Origin of the sequence: Roseburia sp. AF25-13LB (assembly GCF_003478915.1) — a bacterium.
GTDB classification, from domain to species: Bacteria; Bacillota; Clostridia; order Lachnospirales; family Lachnospiraceae; genus Roseburia_C; species Roseburia_C amylophila.
The window spans coordinates 31867-50112 of the sequence record NZ_QUFO01000002.1; the positions used below are offsets into that span (position 1 = coordinate 31867).

General features: G+C 41.2%; 19 protein-coding genes. 14 read left to right on the top strand and 5 right to left on the bottom strand.

The genetic code is table 11. From position 1 onward, the window contains the following. Positions 1-3 precede the first annotated feature (3 nt). Positions 4-1221, top strand: a complete 1218-nt coding sequence (locus DWY37_RS03310; RefSeq protein WP_118088136.1) for a deoxyguanosinetriphosphate triphosphohydrolase family protein — start codon at positions 4-6, stop codon at positions 1219-1221. Here the strand turns inward: DWY37_RS03310 and DWY37_RS03315 are convergent, their stop codons facing one another. Continuing rightward, complete coding sequence (locus DWY37_RS03315) at positions 1222-1575, bottom strand: helix-turn-helix domain-containing protein (protein ID WP_022244205.1); 354 nt, start codon at positions 1573-1575, stop codon at positions 1222-1224. It abuts the gene before it with no gap. A 119-nt stretch (positions 1576-1694) separates the two neighbouring features. Continuing rightward, positions 1695-2423 carry an elongation factor P 5-aminopentanone reductase gene (gene ymfI, locus DWY37_RS03320; RefSeq protein WP_118056583.1) on the bottom strand — a complete coding sequence of 243 codons (729 nt, stop codon included), beginning with the start codon at positions 2421-2423 and terminating at the stop codon, positions 1695-1697. 275 nt (positions 2424-2698) lie between these two features. Between ymfI and hpf the strand changes: the two genes are divergently transcribed. The 4 genes from hpf to DWY37_RS03340 all read left to right on the top strand — a co-directional run bounded on the left by hpf (position 2699) and on the right by DWY37_RS03340 (position 6875). Then, positions 2699-3226, top strand: coding sequence for a ribosome hibernation-promoting factor, HPF/YfiA family (hpf, locus tag DWY37_RS03325; RefSeq protein WP_117698857.1), 528 nt, complete (start codon positions 2699-2701; stop codon positions 3224-3226). Positions 3227-3433: 207 nt separating this feature from the next. Next, positions 3434-4321 (top strand): helix-turn-helix domain-containing protein, encoded by an 888-nt coding sequence (locus DWY37_RS03330; RefSeq protein ID WP_118056582.1) that lies wholly within the window; start codon positions 3434-3436, stop codon positions 4319-4321. Between the two features lie 100 nt (positions 4322-4421). Continuing rightward, positions 4422-5477 (top strand): D-alanine--D-alanine ligase family protein, encoded by a 1056-nt coding sequence (locus tag DWY37_RS03335; protein ID WP_118056581.1) that lies wholly within the window; start codon positions 4422-4424, stop codon positions 5475-5477. A gap of 21 nt (positions 5478-5498) precedes the next feature. Further along, a complete protein-coding gene (locus tag DWY37_RS03340) occupies positions 5499-6875 on the top strand; it encodes a UDP-N-acetylmuramoyl-tripeptide--D-alanyl-D-alanine ligase (protein ID WP_118056580.1) in 1377 nt (458 codons plus the stop codon). A gap of 128 nt (positions 6876-7003) precedes the next feature. Here the strand turns inward: DWY37_RS03340 and DWY37_RS03345 are convergent, their stop codons facing one another. Next, complete coding sequence (locus tag DWY37_RS03345; RefSeq protein ID WP_118541853.1) at positions 7004-7738, bottom strand: lysophospholipid acyltransferase family protein; 735 nt, start codon at positions 7736-7738, stop codon at positions 7004-7006. A gap of 143 nt (positions 7739-7881) precedes the next feature. On the opposite strand from DWY37_RS03345, the gene DWY37_RS03350 reads away from it, so the two are divergent. From DWY37_RS03350 to DWY37_RS03380, 7 genes are all read left to right on the top strand, one after another. Continuing rightward, on the top strand, positions 7882-8322 hold the full coding sequence (locus tag DWY37_RS03350; RefSeq protein WP_242994299.1) for a protease complex subunit PrcB family protein: 441 nt from the start codon (positions 7882-7884) through the stop codon (positions 8320-8322). 82 nt (positions 8323-8404) lie between these two features. Then, complete coding sequence (locus DWY37_RS03355) at positions 8405-8647, top strand: Veg family protein (protein ID WP_022244197.1); 243 nt, start codon at positions 8405-8407, stop codon at positions 8645-8647. A 61-nt stretch (positions 8648-8708) separates the two neighbouring features. Next, positions 8709-10268: a DUF3794 and LysM peptidoglycan-binding domain-containing protein gene (locus DWY37_RS03360; protein WP_117698852.1), complete on the top strand. Its 1560-nt coding sequence runs from the start codon at positions 8709-8711 to the stop codon at positions 10266-10268. Between the two features lie 49 nt (positions 10269-10317). After that, entirely contained in the window at positions 10318-11568 is a 1251-nt protein-coding gene (locus DWY37_RS03365) for a C40 family peptidase (protein WP_118541851.1), read from the top strand. Between the two features lie 134 nt (positions 11569-11702). Continuing rightward, on the top strand, positions 11703-12140 hold the full coding sequence (locus DWY37_RS03370) for a GatB/YqeY domain-containing protein (RefSeq protein WP_022244194.1): 438 nt from the start codon (positions 11703-11705) through the stop codon (positions 12138-12140). A gap of 8 nt (positions 12141-12148) precedes the next feature. Then, positions 12149-12814, top strand: coding sequence for a hypothetical protein (locus DWY37_RS03375; RefSeq protein ID WP_117841327.1), 666 nt, complete (start codon positions 12149-12151; stop codon positions 12812-12814). A gap of 17 nt (positions 12815-12831) precedes the next feature. After that, the gene (locus DWY37_RS03380; protein WP_022244192.1) at positions 12832-13707 is read left to right on the top strand and encodes a methionyl aminopeptidase; all 876 of its coding nucleotides are present in this window, start codon (positions 12832-12834) and stop codon (positions 13705-13707) included. A 16-nt stretch (positions 13708-13723) separates the two neighbouring features. On the opposite strand, the gene DWY37_RS03385 is transcribed toward DWY37_RS03380, so the two are convergent. Together DWY37_RS03385 and DWY37_RS03390 are read right to left on the bottom strand one after the other, a co-directional pair. After that, positions 13724-14356, bottom strand: a complete 633-nt coding sequence (locus tag DWY37_RS03385; protein WP_117841326.1) for a glycerol-3-phosphate acyltransferase — start codon at positions 14354-14356, stop codon at positions 13724-13726. 569 nt (positions 14357-14925) lie between these two features. Continuing rightward, on the bottom strand, positions 14926-16041 hold the full coding sequence (locus DWY37_RS03390) for an MGDG synthase family glycosyltransferase (RefSeq protein ID WP_118177084.1): 1116 nt from the start codon (positions 16039-16041) through the stop codon (positions 14926-14928). Between the two features lie 198 nt (positions 16042-16239). On the opposite strand from DWY37_RS03390, the gene DWY37_RS03395 reads away from it, so the two are divergent. Continuing rightward, positions 16240-16764, top strand: a complete 525-nt coding sequence (locus DWY37_RS03395) for an adenine phosphoribosyltransferase (RefSeq protein WP_117841324.1) — start codon at positions 16240-16242, stop codon at positions 16762-16764. A gap of 79 nt (positions 16765-16843) precedes the next feature. After that, positions 16844-18202, top strand: a complete 1359-nt coding sequence (locus DWY37_RS03400) for an NCS2 family permease (RefSeq protein WP_117841323.1) — start codon at positions 16844-16846, stop codon at positions 18200-18202. Positions 18203-18246: the final 44 nt, after the last annotated feature.

Here is an 18246-nt window from a genome sequence, read left to right on the forward strand (position 1 = left end):
AAAATGGGAGCATATCATAATCTTTCAGAAAAATTACAGCAGAGAATCATAGAAGACAGAAAAGAGCATAGGGCAAATCCATATGCTTTTTCCGAAGAACAGGTTTTGCGTCGGGAGATGAATCATGACAGGGCGAATCTCTGGAGGCCTCCCTTTGTCCGGGACATTGAGAAAATCATGCATCTGCCTTATTATAACCGTTATGGAGACAAGACGCAGGTATTTTCCCTTTACAGAAATGATGATATTTCAAGACGGGCGCAGCATGTGCAGCTCGTTTCAAGGATTGCAAGGAATATTGGAAATGTATTAAATCTCAATCAGGATTTAATAGAAGCAATTTCCCTGGGACATGACATCGGACATGCACCATTCGGACATGCCGGTGAGAGAATTTTAAGTACACTTTTGCGGGGAGAGACCGGACGATATTTTAACCATAATGTGCACAGTGTGCGTGTGCTGGATGTACTGGGACAGAGAAATATCAGTCTGCAGACTCTGGATGGTGTCCTATGTCATAATGGTGAAATGGAACAGCAGGAGTATCAGCCGAAAAAGGCGAAGACCTTTGCAGATCTGGATACAGAAGTAGAAATGTGTTATCAGAAGGAAGATGGAATTAAACATCTTGTGCCGGGAACCCTGGAAGCCTGTGTAATGCGGATTTGTGATATTATAGCCTATCTTGGCAAGGACAGACAGGATGCTGTACGCCTGCATCTTCTGCCGGATGACAGAGGTTTTAACGGAGATACTATAGGCAGCAGCAATGCGGAAATCATCAATAATATGGTAGTTAACATCATTGAAAACAGCTATGGAAAACCATATCTTTCCATGGATGAAGCATATTTTCAACAGTTGAAGCTTGCAAAGACTGAAAATTATGAGTATATCTATCACAATGAGAAAATCGAAAAAGTCATCCGGGAAAATCTGAATCCGATGTTTGAAGAGATGTACTATCAGTTATTGAAAGATGCAAAGGATAAGAATGAAAAATCCTGGCTCTACCGCCACCATATTGCATATGTGGCAGAAAACAATCGGTTCAGCAGAACCTTTTCGAAGGAACAATACATGGAGACAGAACCGAACCAGCTTGTGGTGGATTACATCGCAAGCATGACGGATGACTATTTTGTAGATTTGTACCATGAAATGTTCCCGAAAGGAAAGCATGATGTAAAATACATCGGCTACTTTGATGAAGATTAACTATTTTAATGGCGAGGCTGTTGCCCGGGAAACCATCCGGTCAACAGCCTTCAATTCTTCTAAGAAAAGCTGCTGGTTATAACTGGAAAGAGTATGATAGATACTTAGCAGTTCACCCTCACAGCTGTTGAGATGCGTCAGACTGGCATTGCGGATGTTACTGTGACCGAGCAGATAGTCGGTGGAAGTATGAAAATAGTCGGCTATTCTTACTAAGGTTGCATAGTCAGGTTCTTTCCCCTGATTGATATATCCATTCAGAGCAGAGGGAGAGATATGTAGTGCATCTGCAAGCTGCCGCTGGGTAATGTTAGCTTCTTCAATCAGGTATCGTAACTTAGAACCGATATTCATATACAAACCTCATCTTTCGTAAATAATACCTCTATTTTAAAACATGTTAAAAAACCAGTGGCAAAAATAAACGAAAGATAAATTATATCAACGGAGCACAAACTATTCACATATATAAATTAACACCAACCACCATCTAAGGTAATAATCTGACCGGTGAGATATGGACTTTGTGATACGATAGCATAAGCAAGTTCAGCTGTTTCCACAGGTGTACCATATCTGCCGCAGGGAATTTCGGATTCTAAGTCAGCACGCTCTTCGGCAGAAAAACAGGCGTTCATGGAAGTATCAATGGTGCCGCAGGCAATGGCATTGACAGAGATTCCACTGGGTGCAACCTCTTTGGCAAGTGCCTTTGTAAAGGAATTAACAGCTCCCTTGCTGGCGGAATAAGCAACCTCACAGGAGGCACCTACATTTCCCCAGACAGAAGAAATGTTAAGAATCCGGCCTGATTTTTTGTGCAGCATATCTGGCAGAGCATATTTGCAGCAGGAAAAAACAGAAGAAAGATTGGTGTTTATAACGTGCTGCCATTGTTCATAAGTCATATCCTGCAGCAGGCCGATGTGGGAGATTCCGGCATTGTTGATCAGAACATCAACCGAAAGGGACTGCTGGTGAATTATGGCAAACATATTGGCAACAAAATCCGGATCACTGACATCTCCGATAACCGGAAGAACCGTGACATGATATTTGTCCGAAAGTTCATCAGACAAAGCCTTAAGAGCAGTTTCGGAATGACAGCAATTTAAAATGAGCTGATAACCGTGGCGGGCAAATACTTCTGCAATAGCAGCACCGATGCCCCGGGAAGCTCCGGTAATTAAAACAGTATTCATAAGAAACAAATCCTTTCTGGTTTTTATCTGCCTTAGAAAAATGATAGCACAGATGAAAGCGTTAAAAAATACAGTTATATTTTAGACTTATTTTAGAATACAGGCAATCCCTTTTGAAAAATCCTGCAGATTTCCCGCTTTCAGAAAGATATTCGAAAAATTCTCTAAAAATACAGTAAATATTGCACAAAAAACTTGTAAATATTCGTACAAAATAGTATAATAAAACCATGATATCAGTCTGTATCAAATAAATGGCAAAGGGGTTGGACATCATGCGTATTACTATTTCAGGAAGAAACATCGAATTGACAGACGGTCTTAAGGCAGCAGTTGAGGACAAAATTGGAAAACTGGAGAAGTACTTTACTCCGGACACAGACGTATTTGTAACTTTGAGTGTAGAAAAGGAGAGACAGAAAATCGAGGTTACGATTCCTGTACCTGGACACATTATCCGTTCAGAGCAGGTAAGCAATGATATGTATGTATCGATTGATCTTGTAGAAGAGATTATTGAGAGACAGCTTAAAAAGTATAAGAATAAGATTATTACAAAACAGCAGAGCAACAGCAATTTCCGTAAGGAATATATTGAAAAAGAAGTGGAAGCAGATGATGAAATTAAAATCATCCGTACCAAGAAATTCGATATGAAACCAATGTATCCGGAAGATGCATGTGTTCAGATGGAATTATTAGGACATGATTTCTTTGTATTCGTAAATGCAGAGGATGACAATGTAAACGTTGTATATAAGAGAAAAGGTAACACCTACGGTCTGATTGAACCGGAATTCTAGATATATAACGAAAAAGACTATCACCGGCAGTTCCTTATGGATAACTGGTAATAGACAGCGGTATCGCAGTTAACGTTTTGACAACAGGCTTGACAAAACGCCAATAGCGGTACCGCTATTTTTATGCTACAGTAGTTATAATATATCGATAAGACATTTCTATGGAACAGTCAATACGATGGGTTATGAGAAAAGGGAGGTTAGGAATTGGCTTGTTACAATCTTGGGGATTATATATGTGAATCCCGCAAACAGCTTGGCATTACACAGGAAGAACTTGCTTTTGGCATCTGTTCAACTGGAACTTTATCAAAAATTGAAAACGGATTTGTGGTACCAAAGCGGAAAAATTATGAAGCTATTATGCAGCGTCTTGGAAAGACGATGGGTATATGCAATATTCATGCAACGGCGGAAGAAATGGAATTATATGCCTATATGCGACAGCTGGTGCATGCAGTAGCAAATAATGATATGGAAGGCAGCAGGGAACTCTGGCAGAGACAACCGGAACATAAACAGGAGGATAAACTGACCAGACAGTTCTTTTCATACATAAAGGCGGTGCTGGACAGTAAGGAAGGAGTCCGTCCGGAACTTGTATATGCAAAGCTGGAAGAAGCGTTACATCTGACGCATCCGGCGGGGCTGGCAAATCTGGTGCAGAAGCGGATGTTTACCTTTGAGGAAATCAACATTATCAACAGTATGGCGGTACAGAAACAGCGGCTTGGTGAAAGAAAGCAGGCACTCCGCATCTGGATGCAGTTATCTGATTATCTGGAAGTAAGAAAAGTAGATGATGAAGAAAAAGAAAAGGTATATCCGATGATACTTTACAATGAAGCTAATCTTTTGTATGAGATGGAAATTTACAGAGAGGCGCTGGAATTATGCAATAAGGGTATCGATTATTGCACAAGGAGCAATAAATATATGGTATTGCCATATCTTTTGCTCTGCAAGTCCGGAATTTTAAAATGGATGGAGCAGCCGGAAGAAGCCATGGATGTACAGCAGTGTGCAGAGCATCTTTTTCAGGTGTTTGAAAATCATAATGCAAAGCCCGGAGAACCAATCTTGATTGCTTTGTGAGATTCTCTTGTCATTCTAAGAAAAAAAGGTATAATATACATATTGAAAAAAGAGATGTAATATACATATTTGAATCTGAAAGAAAGAAGGACATTAGAGAATGAATATCGTAGTTTTGGCAGGCGGCTTGAGCACAGAGCGTGATGTGTCTTTTAAAACAGGAGATATGGTAACAAAGGCATTGCGGAAGAATGGACATCAGGTTATTCTTCTGGATGTGTTTATGGGATATGGAGAAGAAGAACAGGATATTACTGGAATTTTTGAACATTCAGAAGAAGCAAGTGTAAAAGTAGCGGATATACCGGAGACGGCTCCAGATCTTGATAAGGTAAGAAAGAGTAGAAAAGACCAGTCTGCCTGCTTCTTTGGACCGAATGTAATCGCAATGTGCCGTATGGCAGATATTGTATTTATGGCATTACATGGAGAAAATGGAGAGAATGGTAAGATTCAGGCAGCCTTTGATTTGTTTGGAATCCGTTATACCGGAAGCGGCTATTTAAGCAGTGCGATTGCCATGAATAAAAATATGGCAAAGCAGTTTTTTGAAGCCAATGGAATCCCATGTCCGAAGGGCATTTATATGAAGAAAAAGGACAGAAAAGACAGTCTGGCTGAAATCGGAATTACGCTGCCTTGCGTGGTAAAGCCATGCTGTGGTGGTTCCAGTATCGGTGTTTCCATTGTAAAAGAAGAAAGCAATTTTACAAAAGCATTGGATGATGCATTCTTTTGGGAAGATGAAATCTTAATTGAAGAATATGTAGAGGGAAGAGAATTTTCAGTAGGTGTCATCAAAGGAAGAGCATTGCCGGTTATCGAGATTGCACCAAAAGAAGGATTTTACGATTATAAAAATAAGTATAAGGCTGGAAGCACAGTGGAAACCTGTCCGGCAGATATTAAAGACAGTGTGGCAAAAGAGATGCAGAAGCATGCAGTAAAAGTTGCGGAAGCGTTAGGCCTGGACACCTATTCCAGAATCGACTTCTTAGTCAATGCAAAAGATGAAGTATACTGCTTAGAGGCAAATACATTGCCTGGTATGACAGCAACCAGCTTACTGCCGCAGGAAGCCAAGGTAGAAGGAGTAAACTTCGAAGAGTTATGCCAGCAGCTGGTTGATATTTCCATGGAGAAATACGGAGCATAAGAAAGGGCAGAGAAGGCAGATATGAAGGAACTGACATTAGCACAGATTGCAGAAGCCTGCGGTGGAACATTAATAGGTGGGAATGAAGCAAAAGAATATACCGTAACCGGAGTAGAGATTGACAGCCGGAGAGTAAAGGCAGGAAATTTATTTGTTGCCATTCCGGGAGAAAAGGTCGATGGTCACAAATTTATTCCGGATGTATTAAAAAAAGGAGCATATGCACTGTCCCAGCAGAGTCTTGATGTAGATGGAGCTTATATTCTGGTGGAAGATACCGTAACTGCCATGAAGCGTCTGGCACGTTTCTATCGGAGTACTCTTGACGTTAAAGTAGTGGGAATTACCGGAAGTGTTGGAAAGACCAGTACCAAAGAAATGATTGCATCTGTACTGGGCACAAAATTCCGGGTACATAAGACACAGGGGAATTTTAATAATGGAATCGGTCTGCCACTGACTATTTTTCAGATTGAAAAAGAGCATCAGGTTGCAGTTCTGGAAATGGGAATTTCTGAATTTGGCGAGATGCATGAACTGGCAGATATGGCGCAGCCGGATATTATGGTTATTACCAATATCGGTTTATGTCATCTGGAGAATTTGAAAACCAGAGATGGAATCTTAAAAGCAAAGACAGAAAGCTTTGCCCATTTGAAACCGGATGGTGTTGTGATATTAAATGGAGATGATGACAAACTTTCAACTGTAGAGCAGGTGGCAGGAAGAAAGCCTGTATTTTATGGAATCAAGGGAAGGAATCTCTGCGAGACTTCTGTCTGTGCAGATGCAGTTACAGAGCATGGCTTAGAAGGAATGACAGCAGAATTCCACACTCCACAGGGAGACATGGAAGTATTTATTCCAATTCCGGGAGAACATAATGTATATAATGCACTGGCAGCAACCTGCGTGGCAGAACAGTTAGGCCTTTCCATGGATGAAATTAAATGTGGAATTGCTGCCGCTTCCACCATCAGCGGAAGAACTAATCTGATTCACACAAAGGGCATGACGGTTATTGATGACTGCTACAATGCGAATCCGGTTTCCATGAAGGCATCTTTGGATGTCCTGTCTAAGGCAGGGGGACGAAAGATAGCGGTTCTTGGAGATATGGGTGAATTAGGCGAGGATGAAAAACAGCTTCATTATGAAGTGGGAACCTATGCCGGAACACTGCCGATTGATTTGTTATTCTGTGTTGGAACATTATCCGGGAAACTGGCAGAAGGAGCGAAGAAACAGAATCCGGCTCTGACCGTAAAACACTATGCAACCCGTGAGGAGATGACAGAAGAACTTCTTGCTACCGTAAAAGAAGGAGATACTGTTTTAGTCAAGGCATCCCATTTTATGGAATTCCCGAAAGTGGTGGCAGCATTAACTGAAGCATAAGAAAATGTTTTTTTTAATGGTAAATACAGGAAGTGTTTGATAATAATATAGAAAAATGAAAAAAGAAACTGTAACTTTGAAGTATAGTCATCAAAGCTACAGTTTCTTTTTTCGTCAATATTTGCTATTTAAAGATATTTCTGGTTATCTGCCAACAGCTCATGCACCGTATTCTGTGTATAGGTAGCAAGATGTTTGCGGTCATCAGCAGAAAGCTGATCTAAATAAATCGGAGTACCATACTGCAGGATAACATGGGTAGGTTTTACCTTTGGAAAATGATTTTCCAGAATATCAGCAGAATTGGTGATTGCCATAGGAACAATCGGACATCCGGTTTTCTCAGAGAGCTTTAGGCTTCCGGCTTTGAAAGGAAGCATTTCGTCCTCAGTCTTGTTTCTGGTACCTTCCGGGAAGATACACATGGAAATGCCGGCTTTAATCTGGTCGATACCGGTCAGGATAGTTTTTAAGCCCTTCTTCATATCGGTACGGTCTAAGAAGAGGCAGTAGAGCCGTTTCATCCAGATGTTTAAAAGAGGAACTTTTCCCATGGTGTCTTTGGCAATGTAACCGGTGAGTCTCGGACATCTGGAATAAGTGATAATAATGTCAAAATAACTTCTATGATTTCCGATATAAAGAACCGGAACATCTTTTGGAACATTTTCTTCCCCGATTACAGTCAGTTTAACGCCACAGATAAACATAATCACACGGAATGCCCACTGCACCATGCGAAGACTGCTGATATCGGCGGCATGGCGGTTGCATTTACGGATAATCCATTCTACAAAGAGAACTGGAATACCAAGAATCAGGTAAAGAACAGCAAATAAAAGTGCAAGAATTGCTCGTATCATAGAGATAGAATTCCTTTCTGGATATAAATTTCAAAAACAAAATACTGATTTCTTTCCCTATTATAGCGGTAAAACTTAAGAATTACAACATGATAATCCGGATTTTGGAATAGAATGAAAAGAATAAAAACAGGGAGAAGAAAGTGAAACAGAAAACAATAGAAGCAAGGAAAGCTGTCCGGAGTGTCATCGGTCTGCTTGCGGTAGCATGGATTGGACTGGCAGCAGCAGGCTGCGGTATCGAAGATACCAATGGCAGTAAAATAGAAGACGTGGAATTTACCGTGTTAGAAGAGGAAGCAGTGCCGGAAGAATTGAAGCAGGAAATTGAAGAACGAAAGGAAATGGATTTCAAGCTGACTTATGAAGATAACGGAAAACTCTATATTGCAAGGGGTTATGGAGAGAAGGAAACGGGAGGCTACAGCATTTCCGTAAAAGATGTTTATCTGACGCAGAATGCCCTCTGTTTTGTTACAACGCTGATTGGTCCGGGGGAGAATGAGACGGTGGCAAAGGCACCAAGTTTCCCATATATTGTGGTTGAGGTGACAAAATGTGACAAGAACGTGGTGTTTGAGTGAAAAAATGGTACTTTTTTCCCTTTGACAGCATTTTAACACGGTGATATACTAAAGGACGTGGATAAAAAGGAGGAACTGGTATATGCAGAGAGCAGATATTAACAGAGTCCGGGCATCCGTGCATCAGCAGTGCGGTAGCAGTGTAATGATTCAACTGGACAGAGGTCGTAATAAAGTAGATGTACAGCGTGGTGTAATACAGAATGCTTATCCGAGTGTATTCACGATTCTTGTAGATGATGAAAGAGAAGGCAATCCGCCACAGTTATTATCTTTCAGTTATACAGATATCATCACAAGAGATATTCGAATGAAATTATGTTAGAAGAATAAAGTCCCTTTTTCCTGAATAAAATGAAATAACATTCAGGAAGGGGATTTTTTTAGTGGAAATAAAGAAACAGAACATACATATGAATTATGAAAAAGCCAGTGCCATGAGTCAGATTACTCTGGATGATGATTACAATCTACCGGATTATCGGCCGGATATTGTAAAAGTACTGAAAGAAAAAGGTGAAATCCGCTTTGATGAGATACAGGTAAAAGAAGGACGTATTTATGTGAAGGGGAATCTTATCTTTCATGTGCTCTACCGTAGCGATATGGAGGAGCATAAATTAGACTGCCTGCGGGGACAGATTCCATTTGAAGAAACCATCAGTATGGATGGAGTGAATGAATTAGATCCGGTGGACGTCACAGCAGAACTGGAAGACATTAATATCGGGATTATTAATTCCAGAAAATTAAGTGTTCGTGCACTGGTGATGCTGAAGGCAGAAATGCGGATGCGCAAGGAGACGGAACTGATTACGGGAGTAGCCATGGAACATCCGTTGGAAATCCTTCAGAACAGGCATAATATTCTGGAATTGGAAACCTGTAAGAAAGATAATTACCGGTTGAAACAGGAAATAGAGTTGCCCCAGAGCAAGCCAGATGTAGAACAGATTTTATGGAAAAGTGTGCAGCTTCGGGGTGTGGAAACGAGGTTACGAGAAGAAAAAATCCAGCTTACCGGAGAAATAAGGCTGTTTTTGCTTTATTATGCCCAGAAAGAAGAACGCCGGTTAGAATGGTTAGAAGAGACGATACCACTGAACGGAGAACTTGCCTGCGAGGGATGCAGTGAGGAAAAAATCTATCGGATTCAGGTAACACCTGCCAGTGTGGAAGTAGAGGTCAGACCGGATTATGATGGAGAAGACCGGAAAATCAGTCTGGATATGACGTTAGAATTAGATATCTGTATCTGGAAGGAAACAGAGGCAGATGTGGTAGAGGACGTATATTCGCTGCGGGAAGAGATGACACCAGCTTATGAAGAAGTTACCATGAGCAGGCTGCTGGCAAAGAATTATGCAAAATGCCGGTTGACAGACCACATGAATTTAAAGAAGAATCAGGAGAATATCCTGCAGATTTGTTCCTGCGAAGGAATGGCATTTATTGACCATGTGGAGCCACAGGCAGACGGTCTTAAAGTGGAAGGAAGCCTGAATGTGGAAATCCTTTATGTAACCACGGACGATGCCATGCCGATTGGAACCTGCCGGGAGACATTTCCTTTTGAACAGCTGATTGAAGTCCCGGAAATGACAGACGATATGAACTATGAACTGGAAGCGGGAATTGAGCAGTTGTCAGCGATTCTTTTAGACAATACCCAGATTGAGGTAAAGGCAGTACTGAATCTGAATCTGATTGCATTTTCACAGGAGAACATCCAGAAAATGGATGAAATCAGAATTACAGAACGGGATATGGAAGAATTACAGAGACAGCCAGGAATTACCGGATATATTGTAAGAGAGGGGGACAGTCTCTGGAAAATTGCCAAGGCAAATCATACGACTATTTCCCAGTTAATGGAAACCAACGACTTAAAGAGTGAAGAAATTCAAAAAGGCGATAAATTGTTAATTGTAAAGATGGTATCATGATGTTATACTAAGATGATAGGAAATACACAAAAGTGGAAGGAGCAGAAATATGCACAGAAAAAAACATATGTGGAAAATGCGGTTGGTTGCAGCAGGACTGGTAGCAATTCTTGGAATTTCATGTTTTCAAAGTGCGTCAGCAAGCGCTCTTTCAAAGGCTAAAAACAAGAAGAGTGAAGCACAGACCGCATTGGATAATGCCAATTCGGATATAGAGAATATACAGAGCCAGCAGCAGGAACTGCAGTCCCAGATTGATGCACTGGATGCAGATCTGGTAAATATTATTATGAACTTAGATATTCTGGAAGGGGAACTTTCGGATAAGCAGACTGAACTGGATAATGTGACAGCACAGCTTGCACAGGCGCAGGAAGATGAACAGAACCAGTACGATGCTATGAAAAAGCGTATCGTATATATGTATGAGAATGGGGATGACAGTTATATTGAGGCACTGGTGGGTGCAACAGATTTCTCTGATTTACTGAATCGTCTGGAATATGCCCAGCAGATTTATGATTATGACAGAAATCTGCTGACGCAGTATCAGGAGACAGTGCAGCAGGTAGCTGACCTTAAGAGTCAGGTGGAGACAGAGAAGGCAGAGTTAGAGGAAGTGCAGCAGTCTTATCAGGAACAGCAGGCTTCTTATGAAAGCATGATTGCAGAGAAACAGTCTCAGATGTCTGATTTTGATACCCAGCTTGCATCAGCCCAGAGTCTTGCAGCCCAGTATAAAGCTACTGTTGATGAGCAGAATGAAATCATAAGACAGGAGCAGGCAGCTGCAGCAGCTGCCGCTGCTCAGAATAATAATAAAGGTAATAATACAACAACTGCTAACAATAATAATGGAAATACAACGGGAAATAATAATGGCAGCAATACCGGAGGTGACAGCACTACTGGTGGCAGTACAGGGGGAGGTGGATTGAATCCTCCTTTTAGTACATCAGTAAGTGGAAGTGATGTCGTATCTTATGCCTGCCAGTTTATTGGAAACCCGTATGTATGGGGCGGCGAGAGTCTCACCAATGGAGCGGACTGTTCCGGATTTATCAAGAGCGTTTATGCCAACTTTGGAATCAGCCTGCCACACAGTTCTGTGGCATTGCAGCGGGCAGGAAGTGAAGTGAGCTATGAGAATGCCCAGCCAGGTGACATTGTCTGCTATGCCGGTCATGTGGCAATTTATATGGGCGGAGGGCAGATTGTCCATGCAAGTTCACCGTCTACCGGCATTAAGACAGGCTCAGCAACTTATCGAAGCATTATATCTGTCCGGCGTGTATTGTAAAAAGTTATCAATAAAGAAGAAAAATGATAAAAATTCCCCGCAGTAAGCAAACTACTGCGGGGTTTTAAGAACTTGTAAAATCTTTCAAGTTGCGTATAATGAAAAAGTAGAAAATATTTTAGGAGGAATAAGAAATGCAGATAGAACAGTTACAAAAAGAAATGATAGCGGCAATGAAAGCAAAAGATAAACCAAGAAAAGATGCAATTTCTTCGCTGGTTTCTGCAGTGAAGAAAACAGCAATTGATGAAGGCTGTCGTGATGACATAAAAGAAGAATTAGTAAACCGTGTGATTTTAAAAGAAATGAAGACCGTAAAAGAACAGATTGATTCCTGTCCGGCAGAAAGAACAGATTTACTTGCGGAATATCAGCAGCGTTATGACATTATGAGCGAATATGCACCGGCAATGCTTTCTGAGGAAGAAGTACGTAAGATTCTGACAGAAAAATTTGCAGATGTCATTGCAACCAAAAATAAAGGTCAGATTATGAAAACAGTTATGCCGGAGTTAAAAGGCAAGGCAGATGGAAAATTAATCGGACAGGTTGTAGCAGAGCTTTGCAAATAGGATAGTGTATGAGTGAAAATAAATCACAGAAGAAGCGCATATGGTTCATTACAATACTGATTCTACTGGTACTGTTATTAATCAGTCTCTTTGCTTCCGAACGAAGGGGGAAGATTGTATACAGGGAGTATCTTTCCGAAGATATCCTGACAGTAGATGGAGAAAAACTGCAGCTTGGGGATCTGGCAATGTATATCGCTTATGAGGAACTGAAGGTAGAAGATGAGGCAGCAGCCTATGATTATTATGATACGAATAAGTATTGGAATCTTCATACCAGTGGAAGGTTTGTAAAAGAAGTAGCAAAGACCCATGTCATCGAAATGGCAGTACATGATGAAATCTTTTACAGGCAGGCAATGGCAGAGAAACTGACGCTGGATGAAAAAGAAGAAGAACAGCTTCGTAGCCGTCAGGAGGATTTCTGGACGGATATGACAGAGGAACAGCAGGAAAGATTGGGCGTTGATAAAGCAGAGATAGATCGTCAGTTAGAGAAAGCTGCATTGGCACAGAAATATCAGAATCAGATAGCAACAGAGAATAACAGTGATTTTGACGGTTACAGTGCCGGGGCAGAGCCATATGAGCAGATTTTAAAAGAACATAAGTATAAACTGAATGAGAAGCTCTGGGACAGAGTGGATTTTGGGAATATCATATTGAATCATTAGAATGGAAGGAAATAGAAATGTCTGTAAAAATAGGTAGAAATGATCCCTGCTGGTGTGGCAGTGGAAGAAAGTATAAGACATGCCATCAGTCATTTGATGAAAAGATTGAAAAGTATCGTGAGGCAGGCTGTATTGTGCCAACCCATGATTTGATTAAGACACCGAAGGATATCGAAGGTATCAGGGAAAGTGCCAAAATTAATGTGGCAGTACTGGATTATGTGGCTGAGCATATCAAAGCTGGCATGAGTACAGAAGAAATTGACCGTATGGTATATGAGAAAACAACAGCCATGGGTGGAATCCCGGCACCGCTTAATTATCAAGGATTTCCGAAGAGCGTCTGTACGTCAATTAATGAAGAAGTATGCCATGGTATTCCATCGGAGGATATTATTTTAAAGGATGGCGATATCATTAATGTGGATGTTTCCACAATATTAGATGGATATTTTTCTGATTCCTCCAGAATGTTTCTGATTGGAGATGTCAGTGAAGAAAAGAAGCGTCTTGTCCAGGTAACGAAAGAATGTGTGGAAGAAGGCTTAAAAGCGGTAAAACCATGGGGCTTTTTAGGAGATATGGGTCAGGCAGTGCATGACCATGCTTATGAAAATGGCTATACTATCGTAAGAGAAATCGGTGGACATGGTGTTGGAAAAGAATTCCACGAAGAGCCATGGGTTGGCTATCACAGCAAGAGAGGAACCGAGATGCTCTTAGTTCCGGGCATGATGTTTACGATTGAGCCAATGGTAAATATGGGAAAAGAAGCTATCTACATAGATGATGAAAATAACTGGACCGTGTATACAGAAGACGGACTTCCAAGTGCCCAGTGGGAGATTCAGGTTCTGGTAACCGAAGAGGGAACCGAAGTTATTTCCTGGTAGGTATCTCTTAAAAAAGCTATTTTTGAAAGAAAAACCGGATGGAAAGTTTCTCATTCTGGTAAGCGCAAAGATGCTTATAGATAACAAGCAGTGCAATTCCAAGGCAGGCAAAGTCAATGGAGAGAACCGGCACAAAGAGAAAGACCAGAAGGCAGAATACGCCAAAGGTAATAATGGACCGGAAAAGATGTGGCCGGATAATTAAGACCACAGAAAAAAGAATATAAGCAGCAGCAAGGAAAAGAACCGGCAGAACAACCGGAAAGATTCCAAGCAGTACACCAAAGGAGACGGCAATGGCTTTGCCGCCTTTTTTGTTACTGTTTTTCGGATGAAACTGCAATGGGAACGCATGTCCGAGAACCGGTGCTATCAGAATCGGAATCATGTATGGAGTGTCAATATCCAATGTCCGTAGGGCGAGTACAACCGGGAAAAAGCCCTTGAAAAGCTCCAAAAGGAGCGCAAGAATACCAGCCCGGAATCCGCCGTACACAAAGGCATTGGCAGTGCCGGGATTTCCATCCGGACTTAATGCACAGATATCTTTCTGGAATAATATCTTTGGAATCCAGTAGGCATAGAGTATGCTGCCGCTGAGATAGCCGGCGATGGAAAAAAAGATGCAGGTGATAATTGACTGGTTCATATAAAGGCTCCTTTTCTTTTCGATAAACAGGTGATTGCGGAAGGAGATAGATTTTGCTGGAAAATATTACGGGATTCGCAGGGGAGTTATCTTTGTGCACTATGAAATGCCAACAGTTCTTAGAATGCGTGTTTTTCTTGCATGTAAACTGTCTTTCCGGTTGCTTTGGCTGAATAGCGGTACTGTCCGTCGAGGGCAGATGCCGCATAATGCCTGCAAGGGGCACTGGGAATTTCGATATAATGCCAAGTTCATCTGGCAACCGGCACAAATTCACATCCTTGTTCAATTGTGCCTCGCTGGTACATCCATGTACCAGCGTTGCCTGTTGCCAGACGAAATTCCCAGTGCCCCTAACAGCCCTTATCAGGCATCTGCACTTCGGCGAACCGTGCCGCTATTCTGACAAACATTGGAAAGACTGTTTTAATCACAAAAAGAAAAACACGCATATTAGAACTGTGGTATTTCGTAGAGAAAGATAACCTCCTGTGAATCAGCGTAATATTATGGGGCAAATCGTCTCCTCACGCTTTCACAATCGCTTGTTCGGTCAAAAGTTACGGTCGTTATTTTTCAGACAGTGATTCTAACAGGTCTACAATGCGTTCTGCTGCATCGAATTTTTGCTCCCGGAGCTGTGCAGTATGCATTTCCTCCTGCAAATCATGGCTTCGCATCAGCAGCTTTCCAAGGCGAATCTGTTCTATCATGTATTTAGAGGCATAGGAAATGCCACGGTCTACGAAAAATGCACTGTTTGCGGTTTCACAGCCTGGAATCGGTGCGGTATGGATAGTTGGGATTCCTTTTACTAAAGTTTCGGTGGAAGTAAGTCCGCCCGGTTTGGTAAAGATGACATCACAGGCATCCATATAAAGGGAAACATGTCTGGTGTAGCCTAAGACATGAACCCGCGGGCAATGTCTGAATTCTTTGGTGAGAACTGACTGTAATTTCTTATTGTTTCCGCAGATAATTACAATGTGTTCGTCATTTTTACACTGCTTATAAAGTGCCATGGCAAAGACTGCAAGCTTTCCAAATCCCATACTTCCACTCATAATGAGAAAGGTCGGGGCATCAGCATCTAGGTGGCATTTGCGGCGGGCAATATCTTTTGGTGTATGATTGGCAAAGGCGTGGCGTACCGGAATACCGTAAGGCAGTAATTTCTCTTTTGGAACACCACGTTTTATATATTCGTCTACTAAATCCTCATGGGGAATAATGTAGTAGTCGCAGTTGGTTTCCTCCCAGAAAGGGATGCAGGTATAATCGGTTCCGATAGCGACTGCTTTTACCGGCAGCATGTTGTGTTTCTTCATATAAGTAATCGTCTCTGCCGGGTAAAGGTGCGGCATCACCACAATGTCATAATTTCCTTCTTCGATGAGGGATGCAAGCGGTTTCGCCAGCTTTGCATTTGCCCAGTAAACCGGAGATTTGAAATGGCGGTTACTGATAAGCATTCCCAGTTTATAAATGAAACCGAAAAACCACGGCAGATGCTTTACAATCCCAATATAAAGTCCGCTGATAAGGCGTGAAGTATGTCTTTTGCCAAGCTGCATGGCATCAACGAAATTTACTTCGTGTCCTCTTGCTAAAGCTGCTTCTTCCACGGCATGACCGGCGGCGTTATGTCCTTCTCCTGTGTTGCAGGATAAAATCAGAATTTTCACAAAAAATCCCCTTTCCGAACTTTTCTTTCGTATAGAACATCTTAATATATTTGCAATAAAATAGCAACTTTTCATAAAATTTTATAACCAAAAACGAAACATTTTATAAAAAATTGCTTGTATTTCTGGCAGTATAAATTTATAATAAAAAAGTGTTTTTTTAAACAGAGGGCAGTAAATAGAAAGAAGGGTATTAAGATGAAAAAAATAGAAGAATATGTAAGAAGTATACCGGATTTTCCAGAGCCGGGAATTATTTTCAGGGATATTACTTCCGTATTGCAGGATGCAGACGGACTTCAGCTTGCAATAGATTCCATGATCAAGCTTTTAGATGGTGTGGAATATGATGTAGTTGCCGGTACAGAATCCAGAGGATTCATTTTCGGAGTACCAATTGCTTACGAAATGCATAAACCGTTTGTACCGGTTCGTAAAAAAGGAAAATTACCATGTGAGACCATTTCACAGTCTTATGATTTAGAGTATGGACAGGCTACCATTGAGATGCACAAGGATTCCATCAAACCGGGGCAGAAGGTTGTTTTAGTAGATGACTTAATCGCAACCGGCGGAACCATTGAAGCTGCTATCAAATTAGTAGAGCAGCTTGGCGGTGAAGTAGTCAAAGTCATTTTCTTAATGGAACTGGCTGGATTAAAGGGAAGAGAACGTTTGAAGGGTTATGATGTTGCTTCTGTAATTACATATGAAGGAAAATAATTTACAGAAGAGAAGTTTACCATGACTTATTGCCAGAGAGGCTGGCTTTAGGTATAAAAAACAATTTGGAGGAAGAAAAATGTTAGAGAAAATGTTCAAATTCAAAGAGAACAACACTAACGTCAAGACAGAAGTAATTGCAGGTCTTACCACATTTATGACAATGGCTTACATCCTGGCAGTTAACCCGAACCTGTTATCTGCTGCTGGCATGGATCCTACTGCAGTTCTGATTGCAACCTGTCTTGCATCCTTTATCGGAACACTTGCAATGGCTTTGATGGCTAACTATCCATTTGCATTAGCTCCTGGTATGGGATTGAATGCATATTTCGCATTTACAGTATGTGGAAATATGGGTTATGACTGGAGAGTCGCATTAATGGCAGTGTTCATTGAAGGTATCATCTTTATCGTACTTTCACTGACCAACGTACGTGAGGCAATTTTCAATGCCATTCCTGCTACACTGAAAAAAGGTGTAAGTGCCGGTATTGGTCTGTTTATCGCTTTCATCGGTTTACAGGGTGCTCACATTGTTGTTGACAACAGCTCTACTTTATTATCTTATGTTAAATTTACAGAGAACTGGCATACAGAAGGAATCTGTGCTTTACTTGCACTGATTGGTTTACTTCTTACCATTATCTTATATGTAAAAAATGTAAAAGGTTCCATCCTTATCGGAATCCTTGCTACATGGATTCTTGGTATGATCTGCCAGGCAGCAGGTATCTATCAGATTGATGCAGAAGCTGGATTCTATTCTTTATATCCTACATTTGCAATGACAGACTTCACCAAAATTGGAGAAACCTTTGGACAGTGTTTCAAAGCTGACTTTACCGGTGTAGGTATTGTTAACTTTATCGTAGTATTATTATCCTTCTTATTTGTAGATATGTTTGATACCATCGGAACCTTAATCGGTGTTTCTGATAAAGCTGGTATGTTAGACAAAGAAGGAAAGCTTCCAAGAGTTAAAAATGCATTATTAGCTGACGCTATCGCAACATCCGCTGGTGCTGTTCTTGGTACTTCTACAACCACAACTTTTGTAGAGAGTTCTGCTGGTGTAGGTGCAGGCGCCAGAACCGGTTTTGCATCTGTTGTAACCGGATTCATGTTCCTGATTGCAATCTTATTTGCACCAATCTTTACAGCAATCCCAGGATTTGCTACCGCTCCTGCATTAATCTTCGTTGGATTCCTTATGGTATCTGCAATCGTTAAGATTGACTTCAACGATATTACAGAAGCAGCTCCTGCATACCTTTGCTTAATCGCTATGCCTCTTATGTACAGCATTGCAGAAGGTATCGCAATCGGTGTTATCTCTTACGTTATCATCAACTTAATCTGTGGTAAAGCTAAGAAGATTACTCCGCTGATGTATATTCTTGCAGTATTATTCATTTGTAAGTATATCTTCCTGTAAGAGGAGATTCAAAATTAAATAAAATAATTATGAAGAGCCAGATA